The sequence below is a fragment of the Pseudomonas sp. M1 genome, assembly GCF_022760135.1.
GTDB classification, from domain to species: domain Bacteria; phylum Pseudomonadota; class Gammaproteobacteria; order Pseudomonadales; family Pseudomonadaceae; genus Pseudomonas; species Pseudomonas citronellolis.
This window is the reverse complement of sequence record NZ_CP094343.1, coordinates 4,201,495-4,228,258: the sequence shown is the minus strand read 5'-3', so window position 1 is coordinate 4,228,258 and position 26,764 is coordinate 4,201,495. Positions and strand designations below refer to the sequence as shown.

The window sequence follows — 26,764 nt, the reverse complement described above, 5'->3', positions numbered from 1 at the left end:
GAGGCCAAGTGGCGGATAACGCCGTAGGCGTTATGCGCCCTACGCTCCCGGAGGCGCAAAAAAACGGCAGCCGGGGGTACGTGGCTGCCGTAAAGGCGTGGAACGCTATGGGCTCAGGCGCGCTGGGTATCGCTCAGCTGGTATTCCTCGCCGGCATAGTAGGCGCGCACGCGGGGGTTCATCACCGCGCGCCACAGCGGCGGGAACAGCGCCAGGACGATCATCCCGGCGTAGCCGTTGGGCAGCTGCGGGCTGTCGTCGTAGTGGCGCAGCACCTGGTAGCGGCGCTTGGCATAGGCGTGGTGGTCGGAGTGGCGCTGCAGGTGGAACAGGAACAGGTTGGTCAGCAGGAAGTTGCTGTTCCAGGAATGCTCGTGGGTGGTGCGCTCGTAGCGGCCGTCGTCCAGGCGCCGGCGGTGCAGGCCGTAGTGCTCGACGTAGTTGACGATCTCCAGCAGGGTGAAGGCCATGGCCGCCTGGCCGAGGAAATACACCGCGCCGAGCCAGCCGAAGGCCAGGCTGAAACCGAGCAGGAAGAGGGCGCTGACGGCGTACCACCAGATCAGCTCGTTGCGCCAGTGCAGCGCCGGCAGGCCCTTGCGTTTCAGGCGCTGGGCCTCCAGGCGCCAGGCGTTGAGGAAGTTGTGCCTGTAGGCGTGGGGCAGGAAGGCGTACAGGCTCTGGTCGTAGCGCGAGGAGGACGCATCCTCCGGCGTGGAAACGTGCACGTGGTGGCCGCGCACATGCTCCACCTTGAACCCGGCATAGCACACCGCCGCCAGCAGCAGGCCGCCGGCGCGCTGCTCCAGCTGCGGGTCCTTGTGGATCAGCTCGTGGGACACGGTGATGCCGATGGCGCCCATCACCGTGCCCACCGAGAGAGTCCAGCCCAGCTTGCCCACCCAGTTCCATGCCTCGTAGTGGGTGATCACCCAGCCGCCGTAGACCAGCATGCCCAGCAGCAGCGGCACGGTCATCAGGCTGAGGAAGCGGTAGTAGCCCTCGCGCTCCAGTACTGGCACTTCACTGGCCTCGTCGGGGTTGGCCGGGTCGCGGCCGACGATGGCGTCGAGCACGGGGATGACCAGGAACACCACGGCGATGACGAACCAGGCCCAGGCGTTGGGGTGGTCGCTGCCGTAGGACCACCAGTAGCTCAGCGGAATGCCGAACACCGGCACCAGCCAGATCCAGTAGCCGGCCTTCTTCAGGCGCAGCATCCAGGCAGGGGAAAGGAAGGCGAACATGGCGCGATTCTCGTTGTAGGATTGTCAGACAATCCTGCGCCCAATCCTTTCTTCGTACGCACCAACCTTCGTTCAGTCGAGCCCCTTGACCGGGGCGTTGCCGGGTAACACCCTGTGTTACACTTCGCGGCCGCAAGCCCCATTCCATCAGCCCTCCAGCGATAAGGACACCCATGACGTTCAAGGCCCCGGACAGCCTGGCTGAGCAGATTGCCCACCACCTCGCCGAACGCATCATCCGGGGCGAGCTCAAGGAACGCGAACGCATCCAGGAGCAGAAGGTCACCCAGGCCCTGAACGTCAGCCGCGGCTCGGTGCGCGAGGCGCTGCTGATCCTCGAACGCCGCCACCTGGTGGTGATACTGCCGCGCCGCGGCGCGCAGGTCTCGGAGCTGTCCGCCAGCCATGTGGAAAGCCTCTACGGCCTGGTCATGGAGCTGTACATCATGCTCGCCAGCGCGGTGGCGCGGACCTGGCGCGAGGAGGGCGACTTGCAGCCGTTCCTGGCCATCCAGCAGCGCCTGCTGGAAAGCCTGCAGCGCGGCGACATCGACGCCTTCGTCGAGTCCAGCTTCGACATCATGCGCGCGGCCTTCCCCTTCGCCGCCAACCCCTACCTGCAGGAGACGGTGGAGAACCTGCTGCCGGCCATCAGCCGCACCTATCACCTGGCCCTGGAACGGCGCAAAAGCGAGATGAGCCGGTTCCTCGACAGCTTCGCCCGCCTGCTGCAGGCGGTGATAGACCGCGACGAGGCGGTCATCCGCGAGGTGCTTCTGGACTACGGCCGCCACAACAGCCAGCTGGTGCTGGCTGCCCTGGCCGAACGCTGAGGAGAGCGGCATGCGCCTCAAATGCATCAAGCTGGCGGGCTTCAAGTCCTTCGTCGACCCCACCACCGTCAGCTTCCCGAGCAACATGGCCGCCGTGGTCGGCCCCAACGGCTGCGGCAAGTCCAACATCATCGACGCCGTGCGCTGGGTGATGGGCGAAAGCTCGGCGAAGAACCTCCGCGGCGAGTCGATGACCGACGTCATCTTCAACGGCTCGAATACGCGCAAGCCGGTGACCCAGGCGTCCATCGAGCTGATCTTCGACAACAGCGACGGCACCCTGGTGGGCGAATACGCCGCCTACGCCGAGATTTCCATCCGCCGCCGCGTCACCCGCGACGGCCAGAACACCTACTTCCTCAACGGCACCAAGTGCCGGCGCCGCGACATCACCGACATCTTCCTCGGCACCGGCCTGGGCCCGCGCAGCTACTCGATCATCGAGCAGGGCATGATCTCCAAGCTGATCGAGGCCAAGCCGGAGGATCTGCGCAACTTCATCGAGGAAGCCGCCGGCATCTCCAAGTACAAGGAGCGCCGCCGCGAGACCGAGAACCGCATCCGCCGCACCCAGGAGAACCTGGCGCGCCTGACCGACCTGCGCGAGGAGCTGGAGCGCCAGCTCGAACGCCTGCACCGCCAGGCCCAGTCGGCGGAGAAGTACCAGGAATACAAGGCCGAGGAACGCCAGCTCAAGGCCCAGCTGGGCGCCCTGAAGTGGCGCGAGCTGAACGAGCAGGTGGGGCAGAAGGAGCGGGTGATCGGCGACCAGGAAGTGGCCTTCGAGGCCCTGGTGGCCGAGCAGCGCAGCGCCGATGCCAGCATCGAGCGCCTGCGCGATGGCCACCACGAACTGTCCGAGCGCTTCAACCAGGTGCAGGGCCGCTTCTACTCGGTGGGCGGCGATATCGCCCGCGTCGAGCAGAGCATCCAGCACGGCCAGCAGCGCATGCGCCAGCTGCAGGACGACCTGCGCGAGGCCGAGCGCACCCGCCAGGAAACCGAATCGCACCTGGGCCACGACCGCACCCTGCTGGCGACCCTGGCCGAGGAGCTGGAAATGCTCGCGCCCGAGCAGGAAACCAGCGCCGCCGCCGCCGAGGAAGCCAGCGCCCTGCTGGAAGCGTCTGAGGCCGGCATGCACGACTGGCAGCAGCGCTGGGACGCCTTCAACCAGCGCAGCGCCGAGCCGCGCCGCGAGGCCGAGGTGCAGCAGTCGAGCATCCAGCACCTGGAACACAGCCTGGAGCGCCAGGGCGAGCGCGAACGCCGCCTGAGCGAGGAACGCGCGCAACTGGCCGCCGACCCGGAAGGCGCGGCCATCCTCGAATTGAGCGAACAACTGGCCGCCGTCGAGCTGCAACTGGAAGAACTGCAGGCCGAGGAACTGGAACTGGTCGAGCGCCTGGAACAGGTGCGCCAGGGCCTGCAGGACGGCAACGCCGCGCAGCACCAGGCCCAGGGCGAACTGCAGCGCCTGAACGGCCGCATCGCCTCCCTGGAGGCCCTGCAGCAGGCCGCCCTGGACCCGGGCGCCGGCGCCGCCGACTGGCTGCGCGAGCAGGGCCTGGAGCAGCGTCCGCGCCTGGCCGAGGGCCTGCGCGTGGAGCCGGGCTGGGAGCTGGCGGTGGAAACCGTGCTCGGCGCCGACCTGCATGCCGTGTTGCTGGACGATTTCGCCGGGCTGCCCTATGCCGGCCTGGAAAAGGGCGAGCTGCGCCTGCTCGACCTGCCGCGCGGCACCGCCAGTGCCGCCGGCAGCCTGCTGGACAAGGTCAGCGCCGACCACGACCTGTCGCCCTGGCTGGCCGGGGTGCGCCCGGTGGAAAGCCTGGAGCAGGCCCTGGAACTGCGCGCCTCGCTGGGCGCCGGGCAGAGCCTGGTCAGCCGCGACGGCTACTGGGTCGGCAAGCACTTCCTGCGCGTGCGCCGCGGCGACTCCGCCGAGTCCGGCGTGCTGGCCCGCGGCCAGGAGCTGGAACGGCTGTACGCCGAACGCGAAGAACTGGAAGAACGCCTGGCCGCCCTGGAAGAACAGCTGGAAGCCCAGCGCCAGGCCCAGCGCCAGGCCGAGGACGGCCGCGAGCAACTGCGCCGGCGCATCCAGGAGGAAGGCCGCCGCCACGGCGAGCTGAAGGCCGCGCTCTCGGCCCAGCAGGCCAAGGTCGAACAGCTGACCCTGCGCCGCCGCCGCCTCGACGAGGAACTGGCCGAACTGGCCGAACAGCGCGCCCTGGAGCAGGAACAGCTGGGCGAGGCACGCCTGCACCTGCAGGTGGCGCTGGACGCCATGGCCGAGGACACCGGCCGCCGCGAGGCGCTGCTGGCCGAGCGCGACGAACTGCGCGAACGCCTCGACCGCATCCGCCAGGAAGCCCGCCAGCACAAGGACCACGCCCACCAGTTGGCGGTGCGCGTCGGCTCGCTCAAGGCCCAGCACGAATCCACCCGCCAGGCCCTGGAGCGCCTCGACGTGCAGGCCGTGCGCCTGGTCGAGCGCTGCGAGCAGCTCAGCCTCAACCTGGAGGAGGGCGCCGCGCCCCTGGAAGAACTGCGCATGCGCCTGGAAGAGCTGCTGGAGCGGCGCATGGGCGTGGAAGAGGAACTCAAGACCGCGCGCCTGACCCTGGAAGACGCCGACCGCCAGCTGCGCGACGCCGAGAAGCGCCGCACCCAGGCCGAGCAGCAGTCGCAGCTGCTGCGCGGCCAGCTGGAGCAGCAGCGCATGGAGTGGCAGGCCCTGACCGTTCGTCGCAAGGCGCTGCAGGAGCAGCTCGGCGAAGACGGCTACGACCTGCACACGGTGCTCGGCACCTTGCCCCACGACGCCGCCGAGAAGGTCTGGGAAAACCGCCTGGAGGAACTGGCCGGGCGCATCCAGCGCCTGGGCGCGATCAACCTCGCGGCCATCGACGAATACCAGCAGCAATCCCAGCGCAAGCGCTACCTGGACGAGCAGAACGACGACCTGGTGGAAGCCCTGGACACCCTGGAAAACGTCATCCGCAAGATCGACAAGGAAACCCGCAACCGCTTCAAGGAAACCTTCGACCAGATCAATGCTGGCCTTCAGGCATTGTTCCCCAAGGTGTTCGGCGGCGGTCACGCCTACCTGGAACTTACCGGCGAAGATCTACTCGATACAGGGGTGGCGATCATGGCGCGCCCGCCGGGCAAGAAGAACAGCACCATCCACCTGCTGTCCGGCGGCGAGAAGGCGCTGACCGCGCTGGCCCTGGTGTTCGCCATCTTCCAGCTCAACCCGGCGCCGTTCTGCATGCTCGACGAGGTCGATGCGCCGCTGGACGACGCCAACGTCGGGCGTTATGCCCGCCTGGTCAAGGAAATGTCCGAGAAAGTGCAGTTCATCTATATCACCCACAACAAGATCGCCATGGAAATGGCCGACCAGTTGATGGGCGTGACCATGCACGAACCGGGATGTTCGCGCCTGGTGGCGGTCGACGTGGAAGAAGCCGTGGCACTGGCGGAAGCCTGACGAAGTGCCTCCTGGACAAATTTCGTACAGTATTCGCCAGCGCCGGGCGCCGACTTGTGCTGTACTGGGGGATATGCCTAACCCCTTGATTCGATTGAGGTAAGCCTGATCTTGGGCAGGCTTGGGAAAAGTTGCGATTATTGCTGCGGACAACAGCCGCAGACGGTGTAAAAGTTGTGTCGGGCATGCTAGCTTAATGCCCACTTTGTTACGCGCGAACATACAACTCGAGGTTCGCGTTTTACCGGGATAGGACATCCCTTTTTCATCATCATTTTTATCAGGGGCACTGGGATTAGATGGATATCGGTCTGCGCGAATGGCTGATCGTCATTGGGCTTATCGTGATCGCCGGCATTCTGTTCGATGGCTGGCGGCGCATGCGGGGCGGAAAGGGCAAGCTGAAGTTCAAGCTGGACCGCCACTTCGCCAACCAACTGGACGACGATGACGACGGCGGCAGCGCCGAGGTGCTGGGCCCCTCGCGGGTGGTCGAGCACCACGAACCTTCGCTGGACGAGCACGACCTGCCCAAGGTCAGCGCCAAGGACCCGGCCCGCGGCAAGCGCCGTGGCGAGCCGCGCCAGGGCGACCTGGCCCTGGACGACCCGGCGCCGAACCTGCTCGGCCCGCTGGACGAGGAAGACTTCCCCGACCCCCTGGCCGAGGCGCCCAAGGAAAAATCCCGAGGCAAGGAACGCAGGAAGGACAAGGAAAAGGACAAGGAGCGCCCGGCGCCCGCCGCCGCCCCGGCTCCGGTGGAAGAAGTGCTGATCATCAACGTGATCTGCCGCGACGAGGGTGGCTTCAAGGGCCCGGCCCTGCTGCAGAACATCCTCGAGAGCGGCCTGCGCTTCGGCGACATGGACATCTTCCACCGCCACGAGAGCATGGCCGGCAACGGCGAAGTGCTGTTCTCCATGGCCAACGCGGTCAAGCCGGGCACCTTCGACCTGGACAACATCGACCAGTTCAGCACCCGCGCGGTGAGCTTCTTCCTTGGCCTGCCGGGCCCGCGCCATCCGAAGCAGGCCTTCGACGTGATGGTCGCCGCCGCCCGCAAGCTGGCCCACGAGCTCAACGGCGAGCTGAAGGACGAGCAGCGCAGCGTGATGACCGCGCAGACCATCGAGCACTACCGCCAGCGCATCATCGAGTTCGAACGCCGCGCGCTGACGCAGAAAAGATAAGCTGGAAGCCTAAAGCCCGAAGCCGGAAGCGACCCCTGTCCTTCCGGCTTTGCTTTTTGGCTTTCAGCTTCTAGCTTCCAGCTTCCAGCCTTTCGCTTATGGCTTCTTCTATGACCACCCAGACCGCCGCCCAACGCATCGCCCAGCTCCGCAGCGAGCTGGACGCGCACAACTACCGCTACTACGTGCTCGACGAGCCCAGCGTGCCGGACGCCGAGTACGACCGCCTGTTCCGCGAACTGAAGGAACTGGAGGCCGAGCACCCCGATCTGGTCACCCCCGAATCGCCGACCCAGCGCGTGGGCGGGGCTGCCGCCTCGGCCTTCGGCGAAATCCGCCACGAAATCCCCATGCTCAGCCTGGGCAACGCCTTCGAGGAACAGGACCTGCTGGACTTCGACCGCCGCGTGCGCGAAGGCCTGGCCGACCTGCTGCCGGGCGGCGACCTGCTCGGCGGCGGCGCCGAGGTGGACTACAGCTGCGAGCCCAAGCTCGACGGCCTGGCGGTCAGCCTGCTGTACGAGAACGGCCGGCTGACCCGTGGCGCCACCCGCGGCGACGGCAGCACCGGCGAGGACATCAGCGCCAACGTGCGTACCGTGCGCAACATCCCCCTGCGCCTGCACGGCGAGGGCTGGCCGGCAGTGCTGGAAGTGCGCGGCGAGGTGTTCATGTCCAAGGCCGGCTTCGAGGCGCTCAACGCCCGGCAGATGGAAGCCGGCGCCAAGACCTTCGCCAACCCGCGCAACGCCGCGGCCGGCAGCCTGCGCCAGCTCGACCCGAAGATCACCGCCAGCCGCCCGCTGGAGTTGTGCGCCTACGGCTTCGGCCGCGTCGAGGGCGGCAGCCTGCCGGACACCCAGATCGGCATCCTCGAAGCCTTCAAGGCCTGGGGCATCCCGGTCAGCCGCGAGCTGAAGCTGGCCCGCGGGGTGAAGGGCTGCCAGGACTACTACGCCGACATCGGCGAGCGCCGCGACAGTCTGGCCTACGAGATCGACGGCGTGGTGTTCAAGGTCAACCGCATCGACTTCCAGCGCGAACTGGGCTTCCGCGCCCGCGAGCCGCGCTGGGCCATCGCCCACAAGTTCCCGGCCCGCGAGGAACTCACCGAACTGCTCGACGTGGAATTCCAGGTCGGCCGCACCGGCGCCGTGACCCCGGTGGCGCGCCTGAAGCCGGTGCAGGTGGCCGGCGTCACCGTGTCCAACGCCACCCTGCACAACATGGACGAAGTGGCGCGCCTGGGCCTGATGATCGGCGACACCGTGATCATCCGCCGCGCCGGCGACGTGATCCCGCAGGTGATGCAGGTGGTCGTCGAGCGCCGCCCGGCCGACGCGCGCCCGGTGCACATCCCCGAGACCTGCCCGGTGTGCGGCTCGCAGGTCGAGCGCACGCAACTGGTCAAGCGCGCCAAGGGCCGCGAGTCGGTCAGCGAAGGCGCCATCTACCGCTGCGTCGGCCGCCTGTTCTGCCAGGCGCAGCTCAAGCAGTCGATCATCCACTTCGTTTCGCGCCGGGCCATGGACATCGACGGCCTCGGCGACAAGATCGTCGAGCAACTGGTGGACAAGGGCCTGGTCAAGTCGCCGGCCGACCTCTACCGCCTGACCTACGAGCAGGTGATCGAGCTGGAAGGCTTCGCCGAGGTGTCCAGCAACAAGCTGCTCAAATCCATCGCCGACAGCCGCCGGCCGAGCCTGGCGCGCTTCGTCTACGCCCTGGGCATCCCCGACGTCGGCGAGGAGACCGCCAAGCTGCTGGCCCGCGCCCTGGGTTCGCTGGCGCGTATCCAGAAGGCCCTGCCGGAAGTGCTGACCTACCTGCCGGACGTCGGCGCCGAGGTGGCCTACGAGATCCACAACTTCTTCGCCGACGAGCACAACCGCAAGGTGATCGCCGAACTGCTCGACGCCGAGCACGGCGTGCAGTTGCAGGAGGAGGGCGAGGTGGCTGCCGAGTTCGCCGCCTGCGCCACCCTGGCCGGCTTCATCGACAAGCTCAACATCCCCTTCATCGCCGCCACCGGCGCGGAAAAGCTGGCCAGCCGCTTCGGTTCGCTGGAAGGCATCATCCACGCCGACTGGCTCGACCTGCGCCAGGTCGAGCGCCTGCCCGAACGTGCGGCCAAGAGCCTGCGCGAGTTCTTCGACGACGCCGGCAATGCCAAGCGCACCCGTGAGATCGAGGAGCAACTGCGCGAGTTCGGCATGCACTGGGCGAGCGAGAAGAAGCAGGCCGAGGGCCTGCCGCTGGCCGGGCAGACCTGGGTGCTCACCGGCACCCTGGAGGCCATGAGCCGCGACGTCGCCAAGGAGAAGCTGGAAAGCCTGGGCGCCAAGGTCGCCGGTTCCGTGTCGGCCAAGACCCATTGCGTGGTGGCCGGCCCCGGCGCCGGCTCCAAGCTGGCCAAGGCCCAGGAACTCGGCGTCGACGTCATGGACGAAGAAGGGCTGCTGAAGCTGCTGGCCGACCACGGCCTGAACGCCTGAACCCATTCCCAAGACCATTCGGAGAAGCAATACATGGCAATGACCAAGGAACAACTGGTACGCGACATCGCCGAGTCCCTCGACCTGACCCAGGCCTCGGTGCGTGGCGTGTTCGAGCAGTTGGCGCAGATCGTCCAGGACAGCCTGGAGAACGACGGCGAGCTGACCCTGCCAGGCATCGGCAAGCTCAAGGTCAGCGAGCGCGCCGCACGCACCGGGCGCAATCCGCAGACCGGCAAGAGCATCGAGATCGCGGCGAAGAAGGTGGTGCGCTTCGTCCCGGCCAAGGCCCTGGCCGACAGTCTCAACTGACCGGAGGCGGCGATGGACAAGGCTAGAAAGCAGCGGCTCGCGGGGCTGATCGCCCTGGTCCTGCTGTTCGCCCTCTATGTGGCCTGGACCGAGCGTCCGCAGATCCAGCTGCACTACGACGCCAACGCCAGCGCGCCGGCGAGCTACAGCTTCAAGGAGAACGGCGAGGAAACCCTCTCCGGGGAAATCCAGCCGGGCGCCGTGCTGAACTTCCCGCTGCGCCTGCTGCGCGGCAGCGGCTACCGCGTGGCCTTCACCTTCCACCGCGGGCAGGAGAAGTACGCCAGCTTCAGTAGCCGGCCCGGCTTCGAGAAGAGCGACCTCTACCTGGGGCCGAACCTGGAGGTCTCCACCCAGCCGATTCCCGGCGGCATGATCCGCGCCGAATGAGGCTATCCCCCACGCCGCCGGGCGAGTGGGGGAGGGGAAACTCAGAGGTAGGTGATGTTCAGCATCAGCGGCCGCCCGCTGCTGCGGCCGTCCAGGTTGCGCAGCACCAGGTTCATGCCGCCGTCCTGCGCCTCGTTCTCGGCGCCGAGGTCGACCTTGCGGCCGTCCAGGTCGGTCACCGCCAGTTGGCGGGCCGCTTCCTGTCCGGACGGTTCGCTGAACGACAGGCGCGAGGTCTCGCCGCAGCCGGCCAGGTCCAGGCGTGCCTGTTGCGTGCTGGCCTGGCTGGTGAAGTCGATGATCTTGCACGGCGGCGAGTAGACGTGCCCGCTGAAGCTGATGGTGCCGCCATTGGCGAAGGCAGTGGAAGAGAGAGACAGGCCCAGGGCCAGAACAGCGAAAGCAGACTTGATCATCGGAATTCTCCCAAAGCGTTGAGGGCTGAAGCGCCGAGGGGGAGTCCTTCCCCTCCACCTCACCAGTGCCATGGCAGTGTGCCATCATGTCGCGGAGCAAAGTGATATCAAAATGCTATTTATGTGTATGCCATCGCGGAATTCACCGGTAAGTGCTTGAAGTGCTTGTAACTTGCGCTGGGCTCGGTATAATGTCGCCGCCCGCCACCTAGGCGGGCTTCGTTATGGTGGCCCTGTCGGTCCCCCCGCAACGATCAGCCGTGAACCCGGTCAGGCCCGGAAGGGAGCAGCCGCAGCGGTGACATCGTGTGCCGGGGTGTGGCTGGCGGGGCCACCTCCATTTTCGGGGGGCGCTTTTCCTAGCCACAATTCCCCGTGTACGCCTTCCACCTCCCCCCTTTTTGCCTTCGGGCTCGTCTGATTTTTCCCTACGGCATAGCCGACCTCTCTGTTCCTGTTGAACGAACCCGTAGCCGCGCGTCGGCCTTGGTCCGCCTTGTTTTCCGTCATCCACTGGTACTTGGGTGCCATGTGGGATTTTTCTTATATTGATTGAATAGGCGCTTTTGAGGTGCCGTTTTTCAGGAGCTTCCATTAGATTAGGCAGCCGAGAAAGTTTGCTGTTGTATCGAGTTATCGTCGTTTGTGAGGTTTCCTTGAAAAAGATCAAGATCGTTCTGGCGGATGATCACGCAGTCGTATTGATGGGAGTCCGTGGGATTCTGGAGCGCCATCCGCAATATCAAGTGGCATGTGAGGTGCGAACTTCTGGTGAGTTGGTCGAGGCATTGCGACGGGAACATTTCGATATCGCGATCATCGACTTCAGCATGCCCGGGGACGAAGTCTACGGGGACGGTGTGCGCTTCATCGGCTACCTGGTGCGCAACTTCCCCGAGGTGAGGTTCCTGGTCTTCACCATGCTGTCCAACCGCCTGGTGCTGGACCGCCTGTGCGAGCTCGGGGTGCAGGGCGTGGTGCGCAAGGATGCGGGCATGGCCCAGTTGCTGTCGGCCCTGGACGCCCTGTGCAAGGGCCGCCGGGTGCTCAACCCCTGCACGGGGGACGGCGGCGACCTGCACAGCCGCCTGACCTCGCTCTCGGTCAAGGAATACGAGGTGTTGCGGCTGTTCGTCTCGGGCTTGCGCGTGTGTGAAATAGCGCGCCTGCTGCGGCGCAGCGACAAGACCATCAGCGCGCAGAAGGCATCGGCCAAGCGCCGTCTCGGCGTGACCACTGACCAGGAACTGCTGGCCTGCTGCCTGGAGAAGCACTTCTTCGACTGATGGCCAACAACCTCCAGCCACTCGGAAAAAGCGGGCCTATGCAGCCCGCTTTTTTATTTCCATTTTTCATCCGTGGCGATGTGGCGACAGTTTGATTTTCAGAATGGGTTAAGAATTTTCCGATGGCATATCGGAATTTATCGGCTTGGGTTGGTTCAGGATAATCCTAATTATTGCCGGTGATGAATTTTTAATACTGCCCATCGCTGAAAAGGAATTTCCGAGTTCGCTATTGAATGGCCCGGGCTGGATATTACATGGCACTGGGACAATTCCTTTTCGAGTCATCCCGTGTTCACGAAATTGAAGAAATAGCCTTATCAGGCGGGAGCTCACATGGCCGCAATTCAACTGATTGCGAAAAGTTCGGGGCAGGTTACCGATGTCAGCGGCAAGAACCTGTTGTCGCTGGCGCACCCTTGCGTGGTGAAGATCGCGGCCGCGCCCGACAGCATCCAGTCCATCGGCCGAAATGGCGACAGCCTGGTGATCCGTTTGAAGAACGGCGAAGTCATCAATATTGACAATTTCTTCCAGGCCGTGAACGGCGTGCGCCACGACCTGGTGCTGGAGGCCCCCGGCGGCGAGCTGTGGCTGGCGGACCAGAACGAGCCCTGGGTGACCACCGAGCTGGACTCCATCGAGCAACTGCTGGCGGAACGCAGCGACGACACTTACGCCGTCTTCGGCGTGCTGCCGCTTGCCGGCCTCGGCGCCCTGGGTGTCGGCGGCCTGGCCGCAGCGGCGGGGGGCGGCGGTGGCGGCGGTGGCTCGGACGGCGGCACCGTTACCACCGTCGCCGATGAGAGCGGCAACTGGGCATTCCCGGAGAATCCGCTGGAAAGCAGCGAGAGCGGCAGCATCACCGAGCCCCCGGGCAATGTCAGCCCGCCGACCGTGACCGAGCCGGCCGACGTGATCGCGCCGGAACCGCCAGTCATCACCGACAACAACGGCAATGGCCTGAGCGGCACCGGCGAGCCGGAAGGCATTGTCACCGTCGAGTTGCCGGATGGCAGCACCGTGACCACCGTCGTCGATGAAAACGGCCACTGGGAATTCCCGGAAAACCCACTGGAAAATGGCGAGTCCGGCAGCATCACCATCACCGACCCCTCGGGCAACGTCAGTCCGCCGACCGTCACCGAACCGGCCGACGTGATCGCCCCGGAGCCGCCAGTCATCACCGACAACAACGGCGACGGCCTGAGCGGCACCGGCGAGCCGGAAGGCATCGTCACTGTCGAACTGCCGGACGGCAGCACCGTGACCACTGTCGTCGACGAAAACGGTAATTGGGAGTTCCCGGAAAACCCGCTGGAGAACGGCGAGTCCGGCAACATCACCATCACCGATCCCTCAGGCAACGTCAGCCCGCCGACTACTACCGAACCGGCCGACGTCATCGCGCCGGAGCCGCCAGTCATCACCGACAACAACGGCGACGGCCTGAGCGGCACCGGCGAGCCGGAAGGCATCGTCACCGTCGAACTGCCGGATGGCAGCACCGTGACCACCGTCGTCGACGAAAACGGTAATTGGGAGTTCCCGGAAAACCCGCTGGAGAACGGCGAGTCCGGCAGCATCACCATCACCGACCCCTCGGGCAACGTCAGCCCGCCAACCATCACCGAACCCGCGGATACCTCCGCCCCCGATATCTCCCAGGCCGAGGCGGGCCTCAGCCTGATCGACGATGTCGGCGCCATCACCGGACCTATCGCCCAGGGCGGCCATACCGACGACGACCAACCCGAGTTCAAGGGCCAACTGGCCGGCGGCGATGCCGTGCTGGTGAACATCTACGACAACGGCGAACTGATCGGCAGCAGCCTGGTCGCCGCCGACGGCAGCTGGAGCTTCATTCCCACCCAGCCGCTGGCCGATGGCGAGCACAACCTGCAGGCCAGCGCGATGGATGCCGCCGGCAATGTCAGCGAGCTGCTGCCGGCCGACGGCTGGCGCTTCACCGTAGACACCCTCGCGCCCGTCGAGCTGCCGGAGGAGGGCGGCTCGCTGAGCCTGCTCGACGACGTCGGCAGCGTCACCGGCGAGATCGCCCGCGGCGGCGTGACCGACGATGCCAGGCCGACTTTCGGTGGCAGCGGCGTACCGGCCGACATCGTCAGCGTGAACGTCTACGACAACGGCGTGCTGATCGGCAGCGCCAGCGTCAGCGACGGCCAGTGGAGCTTCGAGCCGGCGCTGCCGCTGCTGGCCGGCGAGCACAATTTCCAGGCCGCGCTGGTGGATGCCGCCGGCAACGAAGGGCCGAAGAGCGCCGACTGGCCCTTCAGCCTCAAGCTGACGCCGCCGGCTGCGCCCTCCATCGAACACGTCATCGACGACCAGGCGCCGATCACCAGCGGCCACCTGCAGCCGGGCGCGCAGACCGACGACCGCAGCCCGACCGTCAAGGGCACCGCCGAGCCGGGCACCGTGGTGCATCTTTACGTCAATGGCAGCGAGGTCGGCAGCGTCGCCACCGACGCCGAGGGCAACTGGTCGATCGACCTGGCCGACCTCGGCGCCGACGGCCTGAAGACCCTGACCGCCAAGGCCGTGGATTCGGCCGGGCAGTGGAGCCCGGCCACCGGCGGCTTCGACATCCTGCTGGACACCAGCGCGCCGGCCGTCCCGGACGCGCCGAGTGCCCTGGACAACGTCGGCGCCGTCACTGGCCCCATCAGCGGCGGCGTGACCGACGACAGCACCCCGACCTTCGGCGGCAGCGCCGAGCCGGGCGCCACCGTCACCATCAAGGATGGCGACAACGTGCTGGGCACCGCCATCGTCGACGGCGACGGCAACTGGAGCTTCACCCCGGCCGAGGCGTTGGGGGAGGGCGAGCACAGCATCAGCACCCTAGTCACCGATGCCGCCGGCAATGCCAGCGAGCCCAGCGACGCGCTGGTGCTGGTGGTCGACACTCGGCCGCTGCAGGTCAGCTTGGCCAAGGCGCTGGACGATGCCGGCAGCCTGACCGCCGAGCTGGGCAACGGCGCGGTGACCGACGACCGCACGCCGACCCTGGTGGGCAGCGCCACCGCCGGCGCCCTGGTCACCGTCATGGACGGCGCCAGCGTGCTCGGCTCGGTCGTGGCCGATGCCGCCGGCGCCTGGAGCCTGGAGCTGCCGGCGCAGGCCGATGGCAGCTACCTCTACAGCGTCACCGCCAGCAACGGCGCCAACAGCGCCAGCACCCGCTTCGAACTGAGCATCGACGGCAGCGCGCCGGAGAAGCCCGGCGCGATCCTCGCCGTCGACAACCAGGGCGACGTCACCGGCCCCATCGACAACGGCGTGACCGACGACTCCACCCCGACCTTCAGCGGCAGCGCCGAGCCGGGCAGCGTCATCACCATCAAGGATGGCGACGAGGTGCTGGGCACCGCCACGGTCGATGGCGACGGCAACTGGAGCTTCACCCCGGCGCAGCCGCTCACCGACGGCGAGCACGCCATCAGCGTGAGCGCCAGCGACGCGGCCGGCAACGTCAGCGAGCCGAGCGACGTGCTGACGATCCTGGTCGACACCAGCGACGTGGTGGTCAGCATCGAGGCGGCCATCGACGACGTGGGCGAGACCCAGAGCCTGAGCAACGCCGCCCTGACCAACGACACCACCCCGACCCTGGTCGGCAAGACCCTCGCCGACGCGCTCGTGGTCATTTCCGAAGGCGGCGTCGAGATCGGCAGCGTCAGCGCCGATGCCGAGGGCAACTGGAGCTTCCAGTTGCCGGAACAGGCCGACGGCGAACACAGCTATACCGCCAGCGTCTCCAACGGCGCCAACAGCGGCAGCGCCGAATTCAGCCTGACCATCGACGGCAGCGCGCCGGCGTCCGCGGAAGTGGTCGTGGCCACTGACGACCAGGGCCTGGTCCGCGGCCCGATCGCCGCCGGCGGCGTCACCGACGACGCCCTGCCGGTGTTCTCCGGCAGGACCGAGGCCGGGGCCATCGTCACTCTCTTCGATGGCGCCGAGGTGCTCGGCAGCGTCACCGCCGACGCCAATGGCGACTGGAGCTTCACCCCGGGCCAGCCGCTGGCCGATGGCGAGCACAGCATCCGCGCGCAGGTCGCCGATGCCGCCGGCAACGCCAGCGAGCCCGGCCCGGCGCTGGCGTTCAGCGTCGACACCGCGCCCATCAGCGTCAGCGTGGTCAAGGCCAGCGACAACATAGGCGCCAAGCAGGGCGACCTGGCCGACAAGGCGCTCACCGACGACAACCGCCCGAGCCTGTCCGGCACCGCCAGCGCCGGCGCCATCGTCAGCATCCTCGACGGTTCGACGCTGCTCGGCTCGGTGCTCGCCGACGCCGCCGGCCAGTGGAGTCTGGAGCTGCCGGAGCAGGCCGACGGCAGCCACGTCTACGACATCCTGGCCACCGCCGCCAACGGCAACGAGGCCAGCACCCGCTTCGAACTGACCATCGACACCCAGGCCCCGGACGCCCCGGCGCTGGTCGTGGTGACCGATAACGTCGGCACGCAGCAGGGCGCCCTGGAGGCGGGCGCCGCCAGCGACGACAGCGCCGCGGTGATCAGCGGCAGCGGCGCCAACCCCGGCGACCTCATCACCATCCACGACAACGGCAGCCCGATCGGCAGCGCCATCGTCGACGCCAACGGCAACTGGAGCTACAAGCCGGAAACCCCGCTGGCCGAAGGCGAGCACGCAATCAGCGCCTCGGCCACCGACGCCGTCGGCAACGAAAGCGCGCAGGGCCCGGCGCTGAGCTTCGTGGTCGACACCACCGCGCCGGGCGCCATCACCGACCTGGCACTGCTCGACGACGTGGAAGGCGGCGCCTTCGGCGGCATCGCCCCGGGCGAGCCGAGCAACGACGCCACGCCGACCTACAGCGGCCATGTCGAAGGCGGCGCCGTGCTGGTGCGCATCTACGACAACGGCGAGCTGATCGGCACGGCCAGCGTGGACGAAGCCGGCAACTGGAGCTTCGAGCCGCAGACGCCGCTGACCGATGGCGCGCACAGCTTCCAGGCCGAGGCGCTGGACGCCGCCGGCAACCTCGGCCCGCGCAGCGAGGCCTGGGACTTCGTGGTCGACACCGCGCTGCCCGAGACGCCGCGCATCACCCGCGTGCAGGACGACTTCGGCCCGCAGCAGGGCGACCTCGACAAGGGCGCCAGCACCGACGACGTCAGCCTGAACCTCAGCGGCACCGGCAGCGCCGGCGCCACCCTGTTCCTCTACGTGCGCCTCAGCGACGACCCGCAGGCGCCCAGCGAACTGCTGGGCTCCACCGTCATCGACGCCAACGGCGAGTGGAGCCTGGCCACCGACGACCTCGCCCGGTTCGGCGGCGACGGCATGAAATACTTCTGGGCCAGCTCGCAAAGCCCCTCGGGGCAGCTGAGCGAGGCGCCCAGCGAGGACTTCCCGGTGGCGCTGCACACCGCGCTGCCGGAAGCCCCGCAACTGTTGGCGCTGGAGACCGAGGCCTTCACCAGCCAGGTCTGCGGCAACCTCACCAGCGACGCCACGCCGAGCATTTCCGGCAGCGGCGCGCCGGGCTCGCTGGTGCTGGTCTACGACAACGGCCAGGCGCTCGGCTCGGCGCTGGTGGACGAGGCCGGCAACTGGAGCTTCACCCCGCAAGAGCCGCTGGCCGACGGCCCGCACGCGCTCACCGCGACCCTCACCGACGCGGTGGGCCACGTCACCGAGCCCAGCGCGCCCTGGCTGTTCGTGATCGATACCCTGGCGCCGAACGTCGGCCTGGACATCAACACCGCCGAGCAACTGGCCGGGCAGACCGAGCCGGGGGCGATCGTCACGGTGATCGACAAGGCCGGCACGGCGCACAGCGTCACCGCCGACCAGAACGGCCGCTGGAGCCTGCAGCCCAACCCGCTGGGCCTGGGCGAGGACGGCAGCATTTCGGTGGCGGACGCGGCGGGCAACCAGTCACAGCCCATCGTCATCCAGGGCGACGTGCTGGCCAGCTACGACCTCACGCGCTACACCAGCCAGGTCAATACCACCGAGGCCGGCCCGCAGGCCAACCCCAGCGTCACCACCCTGGCCGACGGCAGGATAGCGGTGGTCTGGCAGGGCGGCGACACCGCCAGCAACAATGCCGAGGTTTACATGCAGCTGTTCGAGGCCGATGGCGTGACGCGCATCGGCAGCGAGCAGCAGGTCAACCAGCGCAGCAGCTACAACCAGGACAGCCCGCAGGTGGTGGCCCTGGCCGATGGCGGCTACCTGGTGGTCTGGGAGTCCTGGCAGGCCGGCCCGGACACCAGCAACGACGGCATCATGGCGCGCCGCTACGGCGCCGATGGCAGCCCGCTGACCGACGAATTCGCCGTCAACCAGCTGACCGCCGGCGGCCAATTGTCGGTCTCCGTGGTGGCGCACCCGGGCGGCGGCTACACCATCTCCTGGATCAGCGATCCCGATGGCGGTTCCACCGACAGGATCGTCCAGCGCAGCTTCGATGCCGACGACCAGCCGCTCGGCGGTGACGTGGTGGTGGGCAGCGGCACCGGCTATGGCGCAGAGGGCGCGCCGGCCATGGCGGCGTTCGTCGATGCCGCGCACCAGGGCATGTACGTGACCGTGTGGAGCGGCCGCAACGGCCCGGGCGACAGCTCCGGCACCGGCGTCATCGGCCAGCTCCACGCGGCCGACGGCACCCCGCTGGGCGGCAACTTCCAGGTCAACGCCGGCACCGGCAACAACCAGGACTACCCGGACGTGATCACCCTCAAGGACGGCAGCTTCGTGGTGATCTGGGAGGGCAATCCGCCGGGCAGCAGCGGCTTCGACGTCTACATGGCGCACTACAGCGTCGACCCGGCCACCGGCGCCGTGCAGCAGATCGGCCCGGGCGACGTGCGCGTCAACACCGGCATCGCCGGCGACCAGTACAAGCCCACCGCGGTGGCGCTGGACGACGGCGGCTACCTGGTCATCTGGGGCTCGGCCGGCGGCGACGGCAGCGGCTCGGCGATCTTCGCCCAGTGCTACGACGCCCAGGGCCACAAGCTGGGCCGCGAGTTCCTGGTCAACCCGACCACCGAGGGCAACCAGGGCTGGGCCGGCGACAACGTCGACATGAAGAACCTGCTGGACGCCACCCTGATGGCCGACGGCAGCGTCTACGTGACCTGGCAGAGCGACAAGGCCGACAACAGCGGCTGGGGCATCGAGGCCACGGTGATCGACATCGACGCCGGCTACTACTCCGAATTCCGCGTCAACGGCACCCTCGGCGGCGCCCAGGACCATTCGGCCACCGCGAGCCTGCCCAATGGCGGCTTCGTGGTGGTCTGGGAGTCGGCCTCGGGCGATGGTTCCAACGACTGCGTCATGGCCCAGCTGTTCGATGCCAGCGGCATGCCGCTGGGCGGCGAGTTCGTGGTCAACACCAGCACCGGCGACTTCCAGGGCAAGCCGGCGGTGGCGGTGCTGGCCGACGGCAGCTTCGTGGTCAGCTGGACCAGCTACGCCGGCGGCAACGACGCGATCATGCAGCAGAAGTTCGGCTACACCTACGACCCCGACGGCAACATCAGCGGCGCGCAGCCCCAGGGCGGCGAGTCCAGGGTCAACCTCAACGATGCCGACAGCCAGCGCTATTCCAGCATCACCGCGCTGGGAGACGGCGGCTACATGCTCAGCTGGAAGTCCTGGGAGGGCGGCGGCTGGCGCATCTACGCCCGCCAGTACGACGCCGACGGCTCGCCGGCCAGCGGCGACCTGCTGGTCAGCGCCACCCACTACACCAGCGACATCATCGGCGCCTCCATCAGCACCCTGGCCGATGGCCGCGTAGTGTTCACCTACGCGCGCAACCTCGGCGGCGGCGACGCCTACTTCCGCATCTACGATCCGAACACCCAGAGCTTCGGGCCCGAGATCGTCGCCAACCAGACCACCGCCAACAGCCAGGCCTCGCCCAGCGTATCGGGGCTGGCCAACGGCAACTTCATCGTCACCTGGGATTCCAACGACCACAGCGGCCCGGACCAGTCCGGCTACGGCATCTGGGGACGCATCTTCGACGCCGCCGGCGTGCCGGTGGGCAACGAGTTCCTGCTCAGCACCAGCACCCTGGGCGACCAGGCCATGCCGGTGGTGGTGCCGCGCGCGGACGGCAGCTTCGTCGTGGTCTACCAGTCGGCCACCGACGCGGCGCCGGGCGCCGGCACCTGGGGCATCTACGCCCAGTTCTTCGACGCTGCCGGGCGCAAGGTCGGCCAGGAACTGCACATCAACCAACTGGTGAGCGGCGACCAGACTCAGGTCGACGCCACCTTCCTCGACAGCGGCAAGCTGTTCGTCAGCTGGACCGACAATGGCGTCGGCGATGGCAACGGCAGCGCCATCAAGGGCAGCCTGGTGGACCTCGACGAGAGCCTCGGGCTGATTCCGCCGCCGCCGCTGGGCGAGGGCGCCACCGGCCTCGACTACGTGCCGGCCAGCCCGCCGCAGATCAGCGTGCTCAGCGTCGGCCTGGACACCAACAGCGCCGAGCGCCTGGGCGGGCGCACCGAGCCGGGGGCGACCGTCAGCGTGGTCGACGCCCAGGGCGTCAGCCACACGGTGGTCGCCGACCAGTACGGCCGCTGGGACTTCTACCCCAACCCGCTGGCCCAGGGCGAGCAGGGCAGCCTGTCGGCCCATGACGGGGCCGGCCACCAGGCGCCGGCGGTGGCCATCCAGGGCGCGGCCCTGGCCGACTACCAACTGGACCGCCACACCGTGGAAGTGAACAGCACCGAGGCCGGCCCGCAGACCAACCCGAGCGCGGCGACCCTGGCCGATGGCCGGATCATCGTGGTCTGGCAGAGCGGCACCGGCACCGACGTGTTCATGCAGCTGTTCGAGGCTGACGGGGTGACTCGCGTCGGCAGCGAACAGCAGGTCAACCAGCGCAACAGCGGCGACCAGGACGGCCCGCAGGTGGTGGCCCTGGCCGACGGCGGCTACCTGGTGGTCTGGGAGTCCTACGAGGCGGGCCCGGACACCAGCGGCGACGGCATCATGGCGCGCCGCTATGGCGCCGACGGCACGCCGTTGACCGACGAGTTCGCGGTCAACCTGGGCACTGCCGGCGACCAGCGCCACCCCAGCGCCGTGGCGCACCCGGACGGCGGCTACACCATCAGCTGGACGAGCAATCCCGACTCCGGCTCCACCGACCTGGTGGTGCAGCGCAGCTTCGATGCCGACAACCAGCCACTCACCGGCGATGTGCTGGCGGGCAGCGGCCAGGCCTATGGCGCCGAGGGCGCTCCGGCCATGGCGGTGTTCGGCGATGCCGCGCACCAGGGCATGTACGTGACCGTGTGGACCGGCCGCAATGGCCCGGGCGATACCTCCGGCACCGGCGTCATCGGCCAGCTCCACGCGGCCGACGGCACCCCGCTGGGCGGCAACTTCCAGGTCAACACCGGCATCGGCAACGACCAGAACAACCCTGACGTGATCGTCCTCAAGGACGGCAGCTTCGTGGTGGTCTGGGAAGGCAACCCGCCGGGCAGCAGCGGCTTCGACGTCTACATGGCGCACTACAGCGTCGACCCGGCCACCGGCGCCGTGCAACTGATCGGCCCGGGCGACGTGCGCGTCAACACCGGCATCGCCGGCGACCAGTACAAGCCCACCGCGGTGGCGCTGGACGACGGCGGCTACCTGGTCATCTGGGGGGCGGCCGGCGGCGACGGCAGCGGTTCGGCGGTCTTCGCCCAGCGCTACGACGCCCAGGGCCACAAGCTGGGCCGCGAGTTCCTGGTCAACCCGACCACCGATGGCAACCAGGCTTCGAACGAGGCCGGCTCGAACGTGCTGGATGCGACGCTGATGGCCGACGGCAACGTCTACGTGACCTGGCAGAGCGACAAGTCCGACAGCAGCGGCTGGGGCATCGAGGGCACGGTGATCGACATCGACGCCGGCTACTTCTCCGAGTTCCGCGTCAACGGCACCCTGGGCGGCGCCCAGGACCATCCGGCCACCGCGAGCCTGCCCAACGGCGGCTTCATCGTCGTCTGGGAATCGGCCACGGGCGATGATTCCAGCGACTGCATCATGGCCCAGCTGTTCGATGCCGCCGGCATGCCGGTGGGCGGCGAGTTCGTGGTCAACGCCACGACCGGCGACTTCCAGGGCAAGCCGGCGGTGGCGGTGCTGGCCGACGGCAGCTTCGTGGTCAGCTGGACCAGCCATGCCGGCGGCAACGATGCGATCATGCAGCAGAAGTTCGGCTACACCTACGACCTCGACGGCAACATCAGCGGCGCGCAGCCCCAGGGTGGCGAGTCCGGGGTCAACGTCAACGACGTCGGCCAGCAGCGCTTCTCCAGCATCACCGCGCTGGAAGACGGCGGCTACATCGTCAGCTGGAGCGCCAACATCAGCGGCACCAGTGGCAAGTGGCAGATATTCATGCGCCAGTACGCCGCCGATGGCTCGCCGGTGGGCGGCGACCGGCTGGTGGGCGACGCCACCTACCACACCACGGCGGGGCCGGACGCGGCGTCCCTGGCGACCCTGCTGGACGGCACCGTGGTGATCGCCTACAACCGCGATATCGGCGGCGCAGCGGGGGTGGAGTCCTACTTCCGCCTCTACGACCCGGCGACCGGGCTGCTGGGCGAGGAAATCCGCGCCAACCAGACCTCGGCCAACAAGCAGTCCTCGCCGGCGGTGTCGAGGCTGGCCAACGGCAACTTCATCGTCACCTGGGATTCCAACGACCACAGCGGCCCGGACCAGTCCGGCACCAGCACCTGGGGGCGCATCTTCGACGTCACCGGCGCGGCGCTGGGCAGCGAGTTCCTGGTGTCCAACAGCACCACCGGCGACCAGTCCGAGCCCATGGTGGTGGCCCGCGAGGGCGGCGGCTTCGTGGTGGTCTACGTGTCGCGCAGCGAGGCGGCGCCGGGCTCCGGCAGCTATGGCGTGTACGCCCAGTTCTTCGACGATGCCGGGCGCAAGGTCGGCCAGGAACTGCACATCAACCAACTGGTGAGCGGCGACCAGACGCAGGTCGACGCCACCTTCCTCGACAGCGGCAAGCTGTTCGTCAGCTGGACCGACAGCGGCGTCGGCGATGGCAGCGGCAGCGCCATCAAGGGCCGCCTGGTGGACCTGGACGAGACCCTCGGGCTGGCCCCGGCGGTGGCCGAGGGCGGCGCCACCCACGTCGACTACCTGCCGGTCTCCGACGCCGTGGGCACTGCCGCCGACGACATGCTCGACGCCCGTGGCTACACCACCGCCAGCGGCGGCGAAGGCAACGACGTCATCCTCATCGACGGTACCGGCTTCGCCCACATCGACGGCGGCGCCGGCTACGACATCCTGGTCTGGGCCTCGCGCAATGCGCTGGACCTGGGCCAGGTCGCCGACAGGCTGGAGGGCATCGAGGCCATCCACCTGAGCGAAGGGCTGAGCCAGTCGCTGACGCTGAGCCTGGCCGATCTGCTGAAGGTCACCGAGCCCGACGGCGAGGCCCGGCACAGCCTGAGGATCACCGGCGACAGCGGCCAGAACGGCGTGGTCGACAGCGTCGACATCGACCTCGCGGACTGGGTGCGGCAGGCGCAGCAGGTCACCGAGGGCGCCGTCACCTACGACGTCTACACCTCGAAGAGCGCGTCTTATGCGCACCTGCTGATCCAGGAGGGCCTGTACGTGGTCTGAGCGGCCCGGCGCCGGGGCGGCCGCTCCCGGCGCGCTGGCTCCCACCTGCGGCGCGAACCTCGTTCGCGCCGTTTTTCATTGCGGCCGGCGCGCCGGCCCGAGTCCGAAAAACAGCGGGCGGCTTGAGGGATTTCCTAAAAGCCCGTCCCGGGCGGCGGAGTTCCTACGGCTTTAGGGAGTTTCCTAACCCATGCGCCGGCCCGCTGCTCTAGTCTGCCCGCGGTTCGTGGCGAGTACCCATGGCGCATGGGCGATGTCACTTCATTCACTTCGGGGAGAAATTACCAGATGGACGCAATTGAACTGATCGCGAAAAGCTCGGGGCAGGTGACCCCCGTGACCGGCAATGGCCCCCTGAGCCTGTCGCGGCCCGGCGTGGTGAAGATCGCCGCGGCGCCGGAGGATGTCCAATCCCTCAGCCGCAACGGCGACCACCTGCTGGTGCGCCTGAAGACCGGCAAGGTCATCACCGTCGAGAACTTCTTCCAGGGCTTCGATGGCGTACACAACGACCTGGTGCTGCAGGCGCCGGACGGTCAGCTGTGGCAGGCCGGCTACGAAGAGCCCTGGGACGGCATGGAACTGACGCGCCTGGATTCCGTCGACGAACTGCTGGCGTTGCAGTCGGACGACCACAACGTCGCCTTCGGCCTGCTGGTGCCGGCGGCGGGGCTGGGCGCCATCGGCGTGGGCAACATGCTCACCCAGCGCGACGGCGGTGGCGGCGGCAGCCCGCGCTCGGTGGGCCCGCTGCCGGAAGCTGGGGGGCCAGGCGCGCCGCAGATCCTGTTCAACAACCAGCAGGGCCTGACCGGCACCGCCGAGCCCGGCAGCCTGATCACCCTGACCCGCCCGGACGGCAGCACCGAGACCGTCACCACCAATGCCGATGGCACCTGGAGCTTCCTGCCCAACCCGCTGGAGGACGGCCAGTCCGGCAGCGTCACCGCGTCCAACGGCGACGGCGCCAGCCCGGCGGTGGACACCGGCCCGGCGGACCTGACGCCGCCGAAGGATCCGGTCGTCAGCGAGAACAACGCCAATGGCCTGTCCGGCACCGGCGAGGCGGGCGACACCATCATCCTCACCAAGCCCGATGGCAGCACCGTCACCACCCAGGTGGACGAGAACGGCAACTGGAGCTTCCCGGAAAACCCGCTGGGCAATGGCGAGTCGGGCTCGCTGGTGGAAGTGGACCCGGCCGGCAACTCCAGCGGCAGCGTCGATACCGGTCTGGCCGACCTGGAAGTGCCGGAGCCGCCGGTGGTCACCGAGAACAATGGCAACGGCCTGGGCGGTACCGGCGAGCCGGAAGGCATCGTTACCGTCGAGCGGCCGGACGGCAGCACCGTGACCGCCATCGTCGATGAAAACGGCAACTGGGAACTCCCGGAGAACCCGTTGGAGAACGGCGAAAGCGGCAGCATCACCATTACCGACCCCGCGGGCAACGTCAGTCCGCCGACCGTCACCGAGCCGGCCGACGTGGTTGCGCCGGAACCGCCCGTAGTCACCGAGAATAACGGCAACGGCCTGGGCGGCACCGGTGAGCCGGAAGGCATCGTCACCGTCGAGCTGCCGGACGGCAGCACCGTGACCGCCATCGTCGATGAAAGCGGCAACTGGGAATTCCCGGAAAACCCGCTGGAGAACGGCGAGACCGGCAGCGTCACCATTACCGACCCCGCGGGCAACGTCAGCCCGCCGACCATCACCGACCCGGCCGACCTGCTGCCGCCCGTGCTGCCTGAAGGGCACGAGTGGCTGCAACTGATCGACGACATCGGCGAGGTGACGGGCGAGATCGCCAAGGGCGGCGTGACCGACGACGCGCGTCCCGAAGTGATTGGCGACTGCGGCGCCGACAGCGATGCCGTGCTGGCCTTCATCTACTTCGACGGCGCGCTGCTGGGCAGCGCCACCGTCACCGCGGGCAAATGGAGTTTCCCCCTGGAAAGCGATCTTGCGGCGGGCGCCCACCAGTTCCAGGTGGAACTGCAGGACGCCGCCGGCAATCGCAGCGCCAAGAGCGAACCCTGGGACTTCACCCTGGAGCTTCCCGATGCGCCCGAGGCGCCAAGCATCGACTGGGTCCAGGACGACCAGGAGCCGCTGGTGGTCGAACTGCAACCCGGGGACAGCACCAACGACCGCAGTCCCATCGTCGGCGGCAGCGGCGTGCCGGGCAGCCTGCTGACCCTGTACGTCGACGACCAGGCCGTGGGCAGCGTGACCGTGGGCGAGGACGGCAAGTGGGAAATCGCCATCGCCGACCTGGGCGCCGATGGCGCCAAGCGCATCAGCGCCGACCAGGCCAGCGCCGGCGGGCCGAGCGGCCCGCGCAGCGAGGTGGTGGAGATCGTCCTGGACACCCAGGCGCCGGCCCGGCCGGTCATCGAGCGGGTCTACGACAACCTCGGGGACCAGCACGGCGACATCGAACCCAATGGCGTGACCGACGATTTTTGGCCGGAGATCAGCGGCCGCGTCGAGGGTGGCGATGCGACTTACGTGAAGCTCTTCGACAAGGGCATGCCGATCGGAACCGCCACGGTCAACGCGGACGGCACCTGGTCCTTCACCCCCGTCTCGTCGCTGGGCATAGGCCAGCACAGCCTGCAGGTCATTGCGGTGGACGCGGCAGGCAACGAGAGCCCGTTGAGCGACGCCTGGTCCTATGAAACCTACGTGCCGCCGTCGTTGGAACCGAGCATCACCGGCGTCCGGGACGACTACGGTGCCGAACAGGGCGCCCTGCAGAAGGAAGACTTCACCGACGACAGCACGCCGGTGGTGCGTGGCACCGGGCGTCCCGGTGATGTCATGGAGCTCTACCTGCAACTGGAGGACGGCGCGCTGAATCTGGGAACCGCCTACCTGGTGGGCTCGGCCGTGATCGATGCGAAGGGCCACTGGCAGATCGAGTCCGACGACCTGGCCCAGTATGGCGGCTATGGCATGAAGTTCCTCTATGCCTCTTCCTATAACGAGGGTGGCGACCGCCCGGCGCCCACCGGGGCATACCCCATCTACCTGGAGGATCCCGCCGCGCCGGAGCAGTTGCGTTCGTTGTCATCGGCGCTGGACGAACCGCAGGAGCCGGGCGTGGCGGAGGGCGAGGGCGCCGGGCTGATCCAGCAGGTGCTCGGCCTGGCCGTGGGCACGGGGGCCGCGCTGCCGGCCGGCCCCGAGCCGGACCTGGCCGGGTTGCTGACCGATATCCGGCTGCCGCGGCAGTTCCAGTTGGAGGCTGATGGGCCCCGGGACATCACCGAGCCCACCGGCGAGGTCTTCGCGCCGCTGTCGTCGGGCGAGCGCCTCGACCTGCTCGGCCTGCAGCACAGCCAGCAACTGGTGCTCTGACGCCCGGCTCCCGCCGCCCGCGGCGGGTTCGTCACGAAGGGCGCGAAC

At 68.1% G+C, this 26,764-nt stretch carries 11 protein-coding genes and 1 other RNA gene; 10 read left to right on the top strand and 2 right to left on the bottom strand.

The window, feature by feature from the left end:
- Positions 1-113: 113 nt before the first annotated feature.
- On the bottom strand, positions 114-1,247 hold the full coding sequence (locus tag PM1_RS18500; RefSeq protein ID WP_009619411.1) for an alkane 1-monooxygenase: 1,134 nt from the start codon (positions 1,245-1,247) through the stop codon (positions 114-116).
- Between the two features lie 173 nt (positions 1,248-1,420).
- On the opposite strand from PM1_RS18500, the gene PM1_RS18495 reads away from it, so the two are divergent.
- The 6 genes from PM1_RS18495 to PM1_RS18470 all read left to right on the top strand — a co-directional run bounded on the left by PM1_RS18495 (position 1,421) and on the right by PM1_RS18470 (position 9,966).
- Entirely contained in the window at positions 1,421-2,080 is a 660-nt protein-coding gene (locus PM1_RS18495; RefSeq protein WP_009619412.1) for a GntR family transcriptional regulator, read from the top strand.
- Positions 2,081-2,090: 10 nt separating this feature from the next.
- Entirely contained in the window at positions 2,091-5,579 is a 3,489-nt protein-coding gene (gene smc, locus PM1_RS18490) for a chromosome segregation protein SMC (protein ID WP_009619414.1), read from the top strand.
- Between the two features lie 299 nt (positions 5,580-5,878).
- Positions 5,879-6,769 carry a cell division protein ZipA gene (gene zipA, locus PM1_RS18485; RefSeq protein WP_009619415.1) on the top strand — a complete coding sequence of 297 codons (891 nt, stop codon included), beginning with the start codon at positions 5,879-5,881 and terminating at the stop codon, positions 6,767-6,769.
- A gap of 110 nt (positions 6,770-6,879) precedes the next feature.
- Positions 6,880-9,264, top strand: coding sequence for an NAD-dependent DNA ligase LigA (gene ligA / locus PM1_RS18480; RefSeq protein ID WP_009619416.1), 2,385 nt, complete (start codon positions 6,880-6,882; stop codon positions 9,262-9,264).
- A 33-nt stretch (positions 9,265-9,297) separates the two neighbouring features.
- Positions 9,298-9,576: an HU family DNA-binding protein gene (locus tag PM1_RS18475; protein WP_009619418.1), complete on the top strand. Its 279-nt coding sequence runs from the start codon at positions 9,298-9,300 to the stop codon at positions 9,574-9,576.
- Between the two features lie 12 nt (positions 9,577-9,588).
- Positions 9,589-9,966 (top strand): cbb3-type cytochrome c oxidase subunit 3, encoded by a 378-nt coding sequence (locus PM1_RS18470; RefSeq protein ID WP_009619419.1) that lies wholly within the window; start codon positions 9,589-9,591, stop codon positions 9,964-9,966.
- Between the two features lie 41 nt (positions 9,967-10,007).
- On the opposite strand, the gene PM1_RS18465 is transcribed toward PM1_RS18470, so the two are convergent.
- A complete protein-coding gene (locus tag PM1_RS18465; protein WP_009619420.1) occupies positions 10,008-10,382 on the bottom strand; it encodes a hypothetical protein in 375 nt (124 codons plus the stop codon).
- Between the two features lie 234 nt (positions 10,383-10,616).
- Between PM1_RS18465 and ffs the strand changes: the two genes are divergently transcribed.
- From ffs to PM1_RS18445, 4 genes are all read left to right on the top strand, one after another.
- Positions 10,617-10,713, top strand: an RNA gene (gene ffs, locus PM1_RS18460) — signal recognition particle sRNA small type.
- Between the two features lie 235 nt (positions 10,714-10,948).
- The gene (locus tag PM1_RS18455; RefSeq protein ID WP_306153398.1) at positions 10,949-11,668 is read left to right on the top strand and encodes a response regulator; all 720 of its coding nucleotides are present in this window, start codon (positions 10,949-10,951) and stop codon (positions 11,666-11,668) included.
- A gap of 336 nt (positions 11,669-12,004) precedes the next feature.
- Positions 12,005-23,353, top strand: coding sequence for an Ig-like domain-containing protein (locus tag PM1_RS18450; RefSeq protein ID WP_009619422.1), 11,349 nt, complete (start codon positions 12,005-12,007; stop codon positions 23,351-23,353).
- A 288-nt stretch (positions 23,354-23,641) separates the two neighbouring features.
- The gene (locus PM1_RS18445; RefSeq protein ID WP_009619423.1) at positions 23,642-26,716 is read left to right on the top strand and encodes an Ig-like domain-containing protein; all 3,075 of its coding nucleotides are present in this window, start codon (positions 23,642-23,644) and stop codon (positions 26,714-26,716) included.
- Positions 26,717-26,764: the final 48 nt, after the last annotated feature.